A 12,754-nucleotide genomic window follows, 5' to 3' on the forward strand; every position below is an offset into this window, starting at 1 on the left:
CGGGCCGTGTCGTGGCCCGTCAGTTCGCCGCGCTGCGATACTGCCCCGGGGTCGCCGCCGCGATCCGCCGGAATGCGCGCTGGAAATGCGCCTGGTCCGCGAAACCGGCGTCGAGCGCGACCTCGGCGATCGGCCGGCCGCGGCGCAGTTCCGTGCGGCCGTACTGCACGCGACGGTCGATCAGGAACGCGTGCGGCGTCATGCCGTAGCGCGCGTTGAATGCGCGTATCAGGTACGACGGCGACAGATCGGCCGCCGCGCAGATCGCGTCGAGCGTGACGGCCTGCCGGCAGTGCGCGGCGATGTAGTCGGCCGCGCGTGCGAGCTTCGCGTTGTCGTCGCCGCGGCGGGCGGCGGGCGGGTCGCGATCGAGCGCGCCGTGCAGCCGCGTAAAGAATTCGACCGCCGCGCTCTCCTTGCCGAGCGCGTCGATGCCGGGCGACACGAGCGTGCGGTAGAAATCGCCGAATTGCGCGAACAGGTCGCGTCGCGCCGTCAACTTCGGCGAAAAGCCATGAAAGTCGCTATTCGCGTCGCGCCCGAGCGAATGCTGCAGCCGCGCGAGCCACGGCACGTCGACGTACACCATCCGGTACGCCCACGCGTCGGGCCCGTAAGGATTGCACGCATGCACCTGCTCCGGATCGATGATCACCAGCACGCCGCGCCCGACGTGCGCGTTGGTCCTGCCGTTCACGTAGGTGCTCGTGCCGCCGACGATCGCGCCGATCGAAAAGGTGTCGTGCGTGTGCTTCGCGTAGCAGATTGCGCGCCCGTCGTCGACGGTGCGCGCCTCGATGAACGGCAGCGCGGTATCGCGCCAGAACGGCGACGGCATGGCGGTCTTGCTGGCGGAACGGCTCACGCGGCGGGCTCCCGGAACGGATGTCGAACGCACACCGTACAAGACTGCACGGCGCCGCGCAACCGGCGCACGGTGCTGCGCTGCCGACTCGCGCGGTTTCGCCTAAGCTTGGAGTTCCGGCCGTCGCGGCCAGCGCCGGCGGCTTCCGTTCAACCCTCTCCCGTCAAGCTCATGCACATCGATCTGAAAGGCAAGACCGCGGTCGTCACCGCCTCCACCGCCGGCATCGGACTCGCGATCGCCGAAGGGCTCGCGCGCGCCGGCGCACGGGTCGTCGTCAACGGACGCAGCGATGCGTCGGTGCAGTCGGCGCTCGCGCACCTGCGCGGTGTGGTGCCCGGCGCGGACCTCGACGGCGTCGCCGCCGACCTGTCCAACGCGGCGGGCGTCGCGCACGTCGCGCAGCACACGCCGAATGCCGACATCCTCGTCAACAACGCGGGCATCTACGGGCTGAAGCCGTTCTTCGACATCGACGATGCCGAATGGACCCATTACTTCGAGATGAACGTGATGTCGGGCGTGCGCCTCGCGCGGCACTACATGAAAGGGATGCTCGAACGCAACTGGGGGCGCGTCGTGTTCATTTCGTCGGAGTCGGGGCTGAACATCCCGGTCGACATGATTCACTACGGCTTCTCGAAGACGGCGCAGCTGTCGATCGCGCGCGGTCTCGCCAAGCTCGCGGCCGGCACCCGCGTGACCGTCAACTCGGTGCTGCCGGGGCCGACGCTGTCGGAAGGCGTGCGCGCGCTGCTGAAGGAGACGGCCGACGAAACCGGCCGCAGCGTCGAGGACGTCGCCGTCGATTTCGTGCGCAACCATCGCGCCAGCTCGATCATCCAGCGACCGGCGACGCCCGAGGAAGTCGCGAACCTCGTCGTCTACACGTGTTCGCCGCAGGCGTCGGCGACGACGGGCGCCGCGCTGCGCGTCGACGGCGGCGTGGTCGACACGATCGCATGACGCCGCGCGCGGCGCACCCGTGCCGCGGTCGCTACGACGCGCCGCCCTTGCCCGTCCGGAACCGGCCGCTGCGGTCGGCGTCCATGCACGTGTCGAAGCCGTAGTCGGTGACGACGCCGGCCTTGTCGAACACGACGAAGTAAGGCCGGTGATCGTTGCCGTGTTCGAGCAGATAGTTGTAGCAGACGCCGCTGCCGTTACGGACCATCCATACGCTGCGCGGGTTGCCGCCCGCCCGCACGACGGCCTCGCGCGTCGCGCCGTGCCGCGACGCGGCCTTCGGCAACGACATCCGTGAATACGAGAACGGCAGCCACGAGTCGAACCACGCGCAGCCGTGCAGCATCAGGCAGCTCGCCGCCAGAGACAGCGTCGCCGCGGGACGGGACATCGGAATCAATCGCATGCTGGGGAAACTCTGCTGCGCCATGCCGGCGCGACCGAAAGCCCCATGCTACTCGACCTTGGGGTTCAAATCGAAAAGAAATGTTGAAATCGGTGTACGAATCGGTGTCCGGAGCAACGTCGGCCGGCCGGCGTCGTAACAGGCCCGAAGGCGCGCCCGCCGCCGATGCAGGCGCGTGCGGGTCGTCGCCCCGACGACGCGTATCGGCGCCGCCGTCCGCTTACGCGACCCATTCGGTCCACAGCATCGTCAGCACCGTCATCAGCGCGGGGCCGACGAACAGCCCGATCAGCCCGAACGTCTCCGCGCCGCCGAGAATGCCGAACAGCACGAGCAGGAACGGCAGCCGCGCCGAGCCGCCGATCAGCACCGGACGCACGAAATGCTCGGCGACGAACACGACCACGAAACCGGTCACGGCGACCACGACCGCCCAGGTCGTCGCGCCCTGCACGAACAGCCACAGCGCGGCGCCGCAGAACACGACCGGCGCGCAGAACGGCAGCATCGCGGCGACCGCCGTGACGAGGCCGAGCAGCGCCGCGTGCGGCACGCCCGCCAGCGCATATGCGATGCCGAGCAGCGCGCCTTCGCCGAGCCCGACGACGACGAGCCCCGTCACCGTGCCGTTCACGGCCCCGACCATCCGTTCGATCAGCTGCGCGCCGTCCGCGCCGAAGGCACGCCGCGCGCCCTGCAGCAATGCGCCCGACAGCTTGTGACCGGCGCGCAGGATCACGAACAGCGTGACCAGCATGAAGCCGAATTCGAGCAGCGCATGCGCGAGCTTCGTGCCGAACAGCCGGCCGAATGCGATGAACTTCTCGCCGTTGACGCCGTGCATCGCCGACGCCGCATGCAGCGGATGGCCGAGATTGGCCTGCCACCAGTCGGCGATCTGCGTCGACCCGTATGGCAGCCGGCTGACGACGTCCGGCAGCGGAATGCCGTTGTCCTGGATCGTGCGCAGCCATACGCGCATGTCGTGCGCCTGCGCGATCGCCTGGGTCAGCGCGAGGGCCACCGGCAGCACGACCAGCAGCGAGATCGCGACCGTGATGACGGTCGCGACGATCGTCGGGCGGTTGCGAAACAGCCGGTGCGATTCGAAGCGCTTCAGCAGCGGCCACATCGCGATGGCGATCACGCATGCCCACGCGATGGCTGGAATGAACGCGCGAATCACCCACAGCGCGAGCAGCAGCAAGGCCGTGTACAGCACGGCGCGGGCAATCCGCTGCGCGCGCGGCCGCGCGGCGGAATCTTCGTGAGACGGCGAAGCGTGTGCGCGCATGGCACCTCTGTCGAAAGAAAAAATGGCGGTTCGCGCAGGCGAAATGCCTGCGCGAACCGCCATTCTATCCATCGAAGCCCGGAACGCGCGCCGCGGCGGCCATCCGCATCATGTGCCGCGCACCGCGAGCGGACGGCCAGGGCGGCCGCCGCGCCCGCTTCCAGGCCGGGCCGCTTACGGCGCCTCGTCAGGCCGCCTTGTCGGCGACGCGATAGCGTTCGAGCCAGTGCGCATACGGCGCGGGCAGCGTCCACGACGGGCGCTCGACGCCGAGCTGCTTCGCCGCGTAGTACGGCCAGTGCGGATCGGCCAGATGCGCGCGGCCGACCATCACGAGATCGAGCTGCTGTTCCGCGACGACGCGGTCGGCCAGTTGCGGCGTATCGATTCCCCATGCGGACGACACCGGCAGTCCGGCCTCGCGGCGCACGCGCTCGGCGACCGGCGCGAGGAACGCGGGACCCCACGGAATCTGCGCATCGGGCGTCGAGAAGCCGACCGACACGCTCAGCATGTCGAGCCCTTCCTGCTTCAGCCGCTGCGTGAGCGCGATCGATTCGGCGAGCGTCTCGTCGTCGCGGCCGTCGTACTCGATCACGCCGAAACGCGCGGTCAGCGGCAGATGTTCGGGCCAGACCTTGCGAACGGCCGCCAGCGTCTCGACGAGGAAACGGCCGCGATTCTCGGCGGAACCGCCGTATTCGTCGTCGCGCCGGTTCGAGTGCACCGAGAAGAAGCTCTGGCCGAGATAGCCGTGCGCGAAGTGCAGTTCGAGCCATTCGAAACCGATGTCGCGCGCGCGCTTCGCCGCCGCGACGAAATCGGCCTGCACGCGTGCGATGTCGTCGCGCGTCATCGCGTGCGGCACCTTCGGCAGATGTGCGCCGAACGGCACGGCCGACGGCGCGATGGTCTGCCAGCCGCGCGGGTCGCCTGCGGCGATATGGTCGTCGCCTTCCCACGGACGGTTCGCACTCGCCTTGCGGCCCGCATGCGCGAGCTGGATGCCGGGCACCGCGCCGGCCGCCTTGATTGCCGCGACCGACGGCGCGAACGCGGCCGCCTGCGCGTCGGTCCACAGCCCCGCGCAACCCGGCGTGATGCGGCCTTCCGGCGACACGGCCGTCGCCTCCGCGATCACGAGGCCCGCACCGCCGCGCGCGATGCCGGCCAGGTGCACGTGATGCCAGTCGTTGACGACGCCGTCTTCGGCGACGTACTGGCACATCGGCGGCACGGCGATCCGGTTGCGCAACGTGACATCCTTGAGTTTGAACGGTTCGAACAGGGCAGACATCCACGACTCCTTTGCTTGGTTCTGCGAAACGACTGGATGAACCGCGACGCCGTCGCATCGCGGCCCGATCCGGGGCGTCGCCGGGGCCTGCGGCGCCCGACGACGGAAACGTGACGGCGCGCTCCCGCGCCGTGTGCTTACTGGTGGCCGAGCCTCGCGAGCAGCGCCTCGGCGGCCGGTTCCGACGACGCGGGGTTCTGCCCCGTGATCAGCAGCCCGTCGGTCACGATATGCGGCGCCCAGTCGGCGCCGCGCTCGAACTGCGCGCCGTTGGTCTTCAGCATGTCCTCGACGAGGAACGGCACGACCTCCGTCAACCCGACCGCGGCTTCCTCGCTGTTGGTGAAGCCCGTCACGCGCTTGCCGCGCACGACCGATTCGGCGGTTTTCGGGTCCTTCACGTGACGCAGCACGCCCGGCGCATGGCACACCGCCGCGACCGGCTTGCCGGCCGCGAGCGCGCGCTCGATCAGGCCGATCGAATGCAGATCCTCGGCCAGATCCCACAGCGGGCCGTGGCCGCCCGGGTAGAACACGGCGTCGTAGTCGTCGATCGACACATCGGCCAGCTTGCGCGTCGCCGCCAGTTCGGCCCTGGCCGCCGCATCGGCGTCGAAGCGGCGCGTCGCGTCGGTCTGCGCGGACGGATCGCTGCTCTTCGGATCGAGCGGCGGCTGCCCGCCGTTCGGCGAGGCCAGCGTCAGCTCGACACCCGCGTCCTTGAACGCGTAGTACGGCGCGGCCAGTTCCTCGAGCCAGAAGCCGGTCTTCTTGCCGGTGTCGCCGAGCGCATCGTGCGAGGTCAGGACAATCAGGATCTTCATGATCGACACTCCTTTGAAATTGACGAGGACGGGGCCGCACGGCGCGGCACGCGGGCTGGCGCAATGGCCGTGCCGAACGCCGTACCTGTCCGTTAGTCAGCGATTGCGCGTCGACGTGCGGCGAGCGGGATGCGAAATCTGCGCGCCGCGCGGTATTAGACCAGTCGTCTAGATCGAGGCACAAAAAAACGGGTTCATCAGCATCGCAGCCGCATATTGCAGTTTCGCGTCCGCGCCGGATGAACCGGCCCCGCCCTGTCGAGGCAGCGAATCCGCCTTTCAGCGAGCGGCTTCGTTGCATCACCGGGTCGGATGATAGCCGCCGATTAGACCGGTCGTCTAGTAAACGCGCGTTCGACCCTGCCATCTGCATGGGTTTCCAGCCGCTCGACATGCAAGGAACTGATGCGTCGCGGCAAAGATGCGAACCGGTTCGGCGACGCGCCTCCTCGCCACCGGATGAAACCGGCGCGCCGGCCGCAATTGTGACCGGGACGGCGCGCGACCGCGCCGCCCCATCACGCGGCCGCCGCGCCGCGAGGCCGCGTCACAGCAACCCCATCCCGCCCGACGCGATGATTTCCGCGCCGACGATGAACGCCGATTCCGGCGCGCTCAGGTGCAGCACCGTCGACGCGATCTCGTCCGGCGTCCCGAACCGGCCGACCGGCACCAGCCCGCGGATCTTGTCCGCCGTCTCGTCGAGCGTCGCCGCATCGAGCCCGAGCTTGCCGTACAGCGGCGTCTGCACCGGCCCCGGGCTCACGACGTTCACCCGCACGCCGAGCGGCAGCAGTTCCGTCGACAGCGTCTTCGCGAACGAGTTGACCGCCGCCTTGCTCGCCGCGTAGACCGACGAACCCGGCATCCCGACATGCGCGTTGATCGAGCCGTTGATCACGATCGACGCGCCGCGGTTGAACAGCGACGCCAGCGCCTGGATCTGAAAATACGGGCCCTTCACGTTGGTGTCGAACACGAGATCCCACAGCGCCTCGTCGGTATCCGCGAACGGCCCGAGCTTCGCGACGCCCGCGTTGACGAACATCGCGTCGAGCCGCGCGCCGACGGCGGCGATCGCGTCCGCGAGCGCGCGGGCGCCGGCGACCGTGCCGGCCTCGTTGCGAAGCGCGATCGCATCGGCGCCGAGCGCTTGCCGCGCGGCTTCGAGCGTTTGCGCGTCGCGCCCGGTGATGATGACGCGCGCGCCTTCCGCCGCGAATGCCCGGGCTGCCGCCAGGCCGATCCCGCTGTTGCCGCCCGTGACGAATACGGTTTTTCCTTCGAAGCGCTGCATGATGTTCTCCTGTGAACCGGTGATTGACCGTGAACACAGGATGCGCGCGCAGCCGGCGCGTGCCGTACGACGGGCGTGACGCACCCGTTCGAAATCGTCGAACGAGTTTCGCCGACGGCGTCGGCGGCCTGCGCACCGCAGCTTGCACGCCCCGCGGGATGCATGTAGGCTGCATATATGCATTCCGCATATATCGAGACGAGGCGATGTCGAAGACCCACCGTGCCGAAAACCTGCTGGGCGTGCTCGCGCTGCTGATCGGCGACGAAATGAACCGGCTCGACGTCGCGGCCGCGCCGTCCGGCCAGACCGCGCGCGCGATGCTCAACGCGATCGCCCAGTACCCGAATGCATCGATCGAACTGATCCGCGATGCGGTCGCCCTGTCGCATCCGGCGGCGGTCCGCGCGATCGCGGCGCTCGTCGAGGCCGGCCTCGTCGACAAGCGTCCGGGCGCGGACAAGCGCGCGGTCTCGCTCGCGCTGACGCCGGCCGGCCACGCCGAGATGCAGCGCCTGCGCGACGCGCGCGAGCAGATGCTGTCGCGCATCGCGGGCCGGCTCGACGCGCACGAGCGGGCGACGCTCGAGCAGCTGCTGATCAAGATCCTGTGGCACGAGACGCGCGATCCGTCGCATTCGATGCAACTCTGCCGCTTCTGCGACGACGGTCCCTGCATCGCGGCCGGCTGCCCGGTCGAATGCAGGGAAAACGGCGAACCGATGCCGTCCGGCAGCGCATCATGAGTTCGCTCTGGCGCACCGTCGCATCGCTGAACGCGGTCTCGACATGCGCGCAGATCGCGCAGTTCGGCCTCGGCTTCACCGTGTTGCCGGTCTGGCTCGCGGGCCGCGGGCTCGGTGCGTCACAGGTCGGCGTGTTCTCCAGCGCGCAGTTCGCCGGCATGCTGGCCGGCCTCGCGATCGCGCCGATGCTGCTCGCCCGCGTCGGCGCCAAGCGCACGGTGATGCTCGCGCTCGCGGCGACGCTCGCCGGATTCGCCGCGATGCCGCTCGCCGGCTGGCCGCTGTGGATCGCACCCGGCGCGTTGATCGGCCTCGGGCTCGGGCTGCGCTGGATCGGCAACGAGACCTGGCTGTACGGGCTCGTGCCGCCGGAATCGAGCGGTCGCGTCGTCGGCGTGCACGAGGCGCTGATCGGCCTGGGTGGCGTCGTCGCGCCGGCGTTCGCCGCCGCGTCGGGTGTCGATGGCCGCGCGACGTTCGCGGCCGGCATCGCGTTCACGCTGCTGGCCGCCATGCCGCTGATGGCGACCGCCTATGACCCGCGCACGCACGTCCGGGCACGCAGGCCGAAGGGGCTGAACGAGCCGAACGAGCCGCGTGCGCCGCTCGGGCCGCTGGTCGGGCTCGGCATCGTGGTGGCCGCCGTCGCCGGCTTGTGCGACGGCGCGCTGTACGGGCTGCTGTCGTTTTTCGCCGCGGGGCGCGGCCTGTCCGGCGCGCAGGCGGCCACGCTGCTGATGCAGTTCGGCATCGGCGCCATCGCGATGCAGGTGCCGGTCGGCTGGCTCGTCGACCGCGCGGGACTCGCGATCGCGATCGTCGCGACGGCGGCCACCGGCACGGCAGCCGCGCTCGGGCTCGCGCTCCCGACGCTGTCGCCATGGGCGACGACCGTCGCGGCGATCGCGCTCGGCGGCGCGAACAGCGCATTCCTGACGCTTGCCATGTGCGCGGCGGCGGCCGCCAACGGCGACGCACCCGGACGCGCGATGCGCGTGATATCGCTCGCGTTTGGCTTCGCGTCGATCGCGGGGCCGCTCGTCGCGAGCGCGCTGATGAAGGCGTTCGGCAGCGAGGTACTGACGACGCTGGTCGCGCTGGCGAGCGCGATGCTCGCGATCTACGTGCTCGGCGTGCAGGCGGGACGCCGCGATGCGACGCGCGCACGGCTGGTGCGCTGAAACGGGGCGACCATCGGGCCATCGGGCCATCGGGCCGGACCGCCGGATTGCCGGATTGCCGGACCACCGGATTGCCCAGCCGCCTTGCGCCCTCAACTCATCCGCGCACGTCGACGCCGTCGAGCAACCGTTGCGCCAGTCTCGGCTCGCGCAGTTGCTCCAGCCACCATTGCAGCGCCCGGCCGTCGCGCTCGCCGCGCCACGCGACATACAGCACGTTCGGCTCGCGCGGCTCGGCCGTGCGCTTCTCGACGAGCTCGCCGCGCGCCAGCAGCGACGCCACGCGGCCGCGCGGCACCCAGCCAACGCCGAGCCCGTCGCGCTGCGCGAGGATCTTCGCGCGCATCGACGGCACCGCGAGCACCGCCTGCCCGCCCAGCAGCCCGTACATGCGACCGGCGGCCAGCCGCGACGAATCGGCGACGACGACCGCGCGATGCGCGCCGATCGCGTCGCGCGACAACGCATCGTCCACGGCCGCGAGCGGATGGCGCGGCGACACCGCGAAGACCCAGTCCATCGCGCCCAGCTCGAACCACTTGAGCCCCGGAATCGCCGGCGGCTCGTTGGTCGCGCCCACCGCCAGGTCGGCCCGGCCGTCGCGCAGCGCTTCCCACGTGCCGCCGAGCACCTCGTGCGTGAAGCGCAGCGACACGCCCGATTCGAGCGCGTCGAACGCCCGGATCACCGGCAGCATCGTGTCGAACTCCAGCAGTTCGTCGCTGACGATCCACAGCCGATCCTCCCAGCCGCTCGCGACCTGCCTGACGCGCCGCGTGAGCCGTGCGACATCGAGCATCAGACGCGACGCCTCGTCGGCCAGCAACTGCCCGGCCGGCGTCAGCTGCAACCGGTAGCGGCGCCGGTCGAACAGCAGCGCGTCGAAGCGCGCCTCGAGCTGACGCGCCGCGTGCGACACCGTCGACGGTGCCTTGCCGAGACGCGCGGCCGCGCGCGACAGGCTGCCGGTCGCGCGAATCGCGTCGAGCAGTGCAAGTTCGTCTTCGGACAGCATGGCGTCGCTCCGGTGCCGGGATGTCGCGATCGTAAGGCAGCGGCGGACGGCGGTCCAATCGCCCGCAGCCGGCCGGCGTGCGATGTCGCGACGGCCGTCGGCCGGCCGGCGAGCCGCAGCCGCTTGCCGAATCGCCCCGTGCGCGAAGCCGCCCCACCCAGACGATCCGGCGGCATACTGCCGGCATGCCGATTTGGGCAAAACGACCCCGACCGAGGTAACCACTGCGATGGATATCGCGATCCGCATCGAAGGCCGGCACGACCTGACCGGCCAGATCTTCCGGCAACTGCGCACCGCGATCGTCGACGGGCGGCTCGACAGCGGCGCGCGGCTGCCGTCGACCCGCGATCTCGCGAAGCAGCTCGGCGTGTCGCGCAAGACCACGCTCGACGCGTTCGAGCGCCTCGCCGCCGAAGGCTACCTGACCACGCGCGCAGGCGACGGCACCTTCGTCGCCGACGGTCTCGCGCGCGTCCCGCATCGGGCCGGCGCATCGGCGCCGTCGCTGATCGAGGACACGCCGCGCATCGACGCCGTCGAGGCACGTGCGCTCTGGCGCGAACTGCCCGACGCGCTCGCGATGCCCGCGCCGCCGGACACGCCGGGCTTCGATTTTCGCGGCGGCGTGACCGACAAGACGCTGTTCCCGTTCGACGCATGGCGGCGCTGCCTGCATCATGCGCTGCGCCAGCAGGCGCGCGGCCCCGGCCAGTACCACGACCCGGCCGGCGACCCGCAGCTGCGCGGTGCGATCGCGCGCTATGCCGGCTTCAACCGCGCGGTCGCCTGCAACTGGGACGACGTGCTCGTCACGCAGGGCGCGCAGCAGGCGCTCGACCTGATCGCGCGCGTCGTCGTGCGGCCCGGCGACGTCGTCGCGGTCGAGGATCCCGGCTATCCGCCGGCCCGCGCCGCGTTCGCGTCGCTCGGCGCGACGGTGGTCGGCGTGCCGGTCGATGCGCACGGCCTCGTCACGGCGCGGCTGCCCGACGACGCCCGGCTCGTCTACGTGACGCCGTCGCACCAGTTCCCGCTCGGGATGCCGATGAGCCTCGAGCGCCGCGTCGCGCTGCTCGAATGGGCGCAGCGCCGGCGCGCGGTGATCATCGAGGACGACTACGACGGCGAATTCCGTTTCGAGGGGCGGCCGATGGAGTCGCTGAAGAGCCTCGATCGCACGGGCCTCGTCGCCTACGTCGGCACGTTCTCGAAGACGATCTTTCCCGAGCTGCGGATCGGCTACGCGATTCCGCCCCGCGCGCTGCGCGGCGCGCTGGCCAAGGCGAAGCAGATCGTCGACTGGCACAGCTGCACGCTGACGCAGGCCGCGCTCGCGCGCTTCATGCTCGAAGGCGATTTCGCGCGGCACCTGCGCCGCGTGCAGAAGCACTACGACGCGCGCCGCAAGATGCTGATCGCACACCTGCGCGGCGACCTCGCGCCGTGGTTCGACGTGGTCGTGCCGAGCGCCGGCATCCACCTCGTCGCGCACCTGAAGCCGGGGCTCGATGAAGCCGCGCTGGTCCGCGCGGCGCGCGCGCACGACATCGGCCTGTACGGGACGGCCGCGTTCCACGTCCGCGTGCCGGTGCGCGCCGGGCTGCTGTTCGGCTATGGCGGCATCGACGCGCTGCGCATCGACACCGCGCTCGCGACGCTGGCCGCGCTGCTCGGCTCGGGCGCGGCCGGTGAAGCCGCACTGGTTACCTGAATTTTCAGAAAATTGGCCATTCTGGAAGGCCAATCGAATGCCTAAAGTAGGTCCTGTCGCGCCTCCGGGCGCATCCACCGAAAGAGGACCTGCCATGCAACCGCGCCTGAACTTCTACGCCGCCAGCCCGAACGCCATCAAGGTGATGCGCGCTGCCGAGGACTTCCTCGCGAAGAGCTCGATCGAAAAACCGCTCGCGGAACTCGTCCGGCTGCGCGCGTCGCAGCTCAACGGCTGCGCGTTCTGCGTCGACATGCACACGACCGACGCGCGCAACGGCGGCGAAACCGATCGCCGTCTTGCGACGGTCGTCGTATGGCGCGAGACGCCGTTCTTCACCGCCCGCGAACGCGCGGCGCTGGAATGGACCGAGGCGCTGACGCTGGTCGCCGACAACCACGTGCCCGACGCCGTCTGGGAAGCCGTGAAGCCGCACTTCAGCGACGAGGAACTGTTCGACCTGTCGCTGCTGATCGGCACCATCAACTCGTGGAACCGCTTCGCGATCGCGTTCCGCAAGATGCCCGAGTAAGGAGGCGACGATGATTCGTTCCGCCCTGCGGTGCGCGGCCCTGTGCGCGGCGCTGTCGCTCGGTGCCGCGCTGCTGCCGGCCGGCGCGCATGCTCATGACGCCGCCGACGGCGTGCACGCGATCATGCGGCAGCCGGTGCCCGAAGCGCCCGGCAAGCTGGCCGTCGTCGCGACCGTCGACTATGCGCCGGGCCAGGCCTCCGAGCCGCACCGGCATCTCGGCTCGGTGTTCGCGGTCGTGTCGAAAGGCGAAGTGCTGTCGCAGGTCGACGACGGCCCGCTGCGCCGCTACCGCGCCGGCGAAGGCTGGTACGAGCCGCCCGGTGCGCGCCATCGCATCTCGCGCAACGCGAGCACGACCGAGTCCGCACAGCTCGTCGTGTTCGGGCTGACCGGCGAGCACGACCCGCTGAAGTCGCCGATCGACCAGTAACGCCACACCGCGCGTGCGGACCCGTTGCGGTCCGCACGCCGCTTGCGCTCCAGCCGCGCCCCGGCACGCCGTCCGCGTGCCCCCAGCGCGCTCCCCGCCCCCGTTCGCCGCTCCCCTGATCCCGATCAACCCCGGCGAAAACCCTTCCTTGCAATTAACTAACTCATCAATTAGTGTCGTCTGC

At 70.4% G+C, this 12,754-nt stretch carries 13 protein-coding genes; 6 read left to right on the forward strand and 7 right to left on the reverse strand.

Annotated features, from left to right (window positions below):
- Positions 1–19 precede the first annotated feature (19 nt).
- Positions 20–838 (reverse strand): AraC family transcriptional regulator, encoded by an 819-nt coding sequence (locus tag WS57_RS07030; RefSeq protein ID WP_069244351.1) that lies wholly within the window; start codon positions 836–838, stop codon positions 20–22.
- Between the two features lie 198 nt (positions 839–1,036).
- Here WS57_RS07030 and WS57_RS07035 point away from each other — a divergent pair, with 198 nt between their 5' ends.
- Positions 1,037–1,831, forward strand: coding sequence for an SDR family NAD(P)-dependent oxidoreductase (locus WS57_RS07035; RefSeq protein WP_069243951.1), 795 nt, complete (start codon positions 1,037–1,039; stop codon positions 1,829–1,831).
- Positions 1,832–1,862: 31 nt separating this feature from the next.
- Here WS57_RS07035 and WS57_RS07040 read toward each other — a convergent pair whose 3' ends face one another.
- From WS57_RS07040 to WS57_RS07060, 5 genes are all read right to left on the reverse strand, one after another.
- Positions 1,863–2,237, reverse strand: coding sequence for a hypothetical protein (locus WS57_RS07040; RefSeq protein WP_167361718.1), 375 nt, complete (start codon positions 2,235–2,237; stop codon positions 1,863–1,865).
- 220 nt (positions 2,238–2,457) lie between these two features.
- A complete protein-coding gene (locus WS57_RS07045; RefSeq protein WP_059602954.1) occupies positions 2,458–3,531 on the reverse strand; it encodes an AI-2E family transporter in 1,074 nt (357 codons plus the stop codon).
- Between the two features lie 187 nt (positions 3,532–3,718).
- Positions 3,719–4,828 (reverse strand): NADH:flavin oxidoreductase/NADH oxidase, encoded by a 1,110-nt coding sequence (locus WS57_RS07050; RefSeq protein WP_009688647.1) that lies wholly within the window; start codon positions 4,826–4,828, stop codon positions 3,719–3,721.
- Between the two features lie 137 nt (positions 4,829–4,965).
- Positions 4,966–5,652: a type 1 glutamine amidotransferase domain-containing protein gene (locus tag WS57_RS07055; RefSeq protein ID WP_040131746.1), complete on the reverse strand. Its 687-nt coding sequence runs from the start codon at positions 5,650–5,652 to the stop codon at positions 4,966–4,968.
- 547 nt (positions 5,653–6,199) lie between these two features.
- Positions 6,200–6,949 carry an SDR family oxidoreductase gene (locus WS57_RS07060; protein ID WP_069243952.1) on the reverse strand — a complete coding sequence of 250 codons (750 nt, stop codon included), beginning with the start codon at positions 6,947–6,949 and terminating at the stop codon, positions 6,200–6,202.
- A gap of 206 nt (positions 6,950–7,155) precedes the next feature.
- On the opposite strand from WS57_RS07060, the gene WS57_RS07065 reads away from it, so the two are divergent.
- Together WS57_RS07065 and WS57_RS07070 are read left to right on the forward strand one after the other, a co-directional pair.
- Entirely contained in the window at positions 7,156–7,695 is a 540-nt protein-coding gene (locus tag WS57_RS07065) for a MarR family winged helix-turn-helix transcriptional regulator (protein WP_059602957.1), read from the forward strand.
- Entirely contained in the window at positions 7,692–8,876 is a 1,185-nt protein-coding gene (locus WS57_RS07070; protein ID WP_059515786.1) for an MFS transporter, read from the forward strand. Before WS57_RS07065 ends, WS57_RS07070 begins: the two co-directional genes overlap by 4 nt.
- Before the next feature lie 97 nt (positions 8,877–8,973).
- Here WS57_RS07070 and WS57_RS07075 read toward each other — a convergent pair whose 3' ends face one another.
- Positions 8,974–9,891, reverse strand: coding sequence for a LysR family transcriptional regulator (locus WS57_RS07075; RefSeq protein ID WP_059515620.1), 918 nt, complete (start codon positions 9,889–9,891; stop codon positions 8,974–8,976).
- A gap of 229 nt (positions 9,892–10,120) precedes the next feature.
- Between WS57_RS07075 and WS57_RS07080 the strand changes: the two genes are divergently transcribed.
- The 3 genes from WS57_RS07080 to WS57_RS07090 all read left to right on the forward strand — a co-directional run bounded on the left by WS57_RS07080 (position 10,121) and on the right by WS57_RS07090 (position 12,570).
- Positions 10,121–11,605 (forward strand): PLP-dependent aminotransferase family protein, encoded by a 1,485-nt coding sequence (locus tag WS57_RS07080; protein ID WP_069243953.1) that lies wholly within the window; start codon positions 10,121–10,123, stop codon positions 11,603–11,605.
- Between the two features lie 94 nt (positions 11,606–11,699).
- Positions 11,700–12,137 carry a carboxymuconolactone decarboxylase family protein gene (locus WS57_RS07085; RefSeq protein WP_069243954.1) on the forward strand — a complete coding sequence of 146 codons (438 nt, stop codon included), beginning with the start codon at positions 11,700–11,702 and terminating at the stop codon, positions 12,135–12,137.
- 10 nt (positions 12,138–12,147) lie between these two features.
- Positions 12,148–12,570: a cupin domain-containing protein gene (locus WS57_RS07090; RefSeq protein ID WP_069243955.1), complete on the forward strand. Its 423-nt coding sequence runs from the start codon at positions 12,148–12,150 to the stop codon at positions 12,568–12,570.
- Positions 12,571–12,754: the final 184 nt, after the last annotated feature.

This window comes from Burkholderia pseudomultivorans (assembly GCF_001718415.1).
Classification (GTDB): domain Bacteria; phylum Pseudomonadota; class Gammaproteobacteria; order Burkholderiales; family Burkholderiaceae; genus Burkholderia; species Burkholderia pseudomultivorans_A.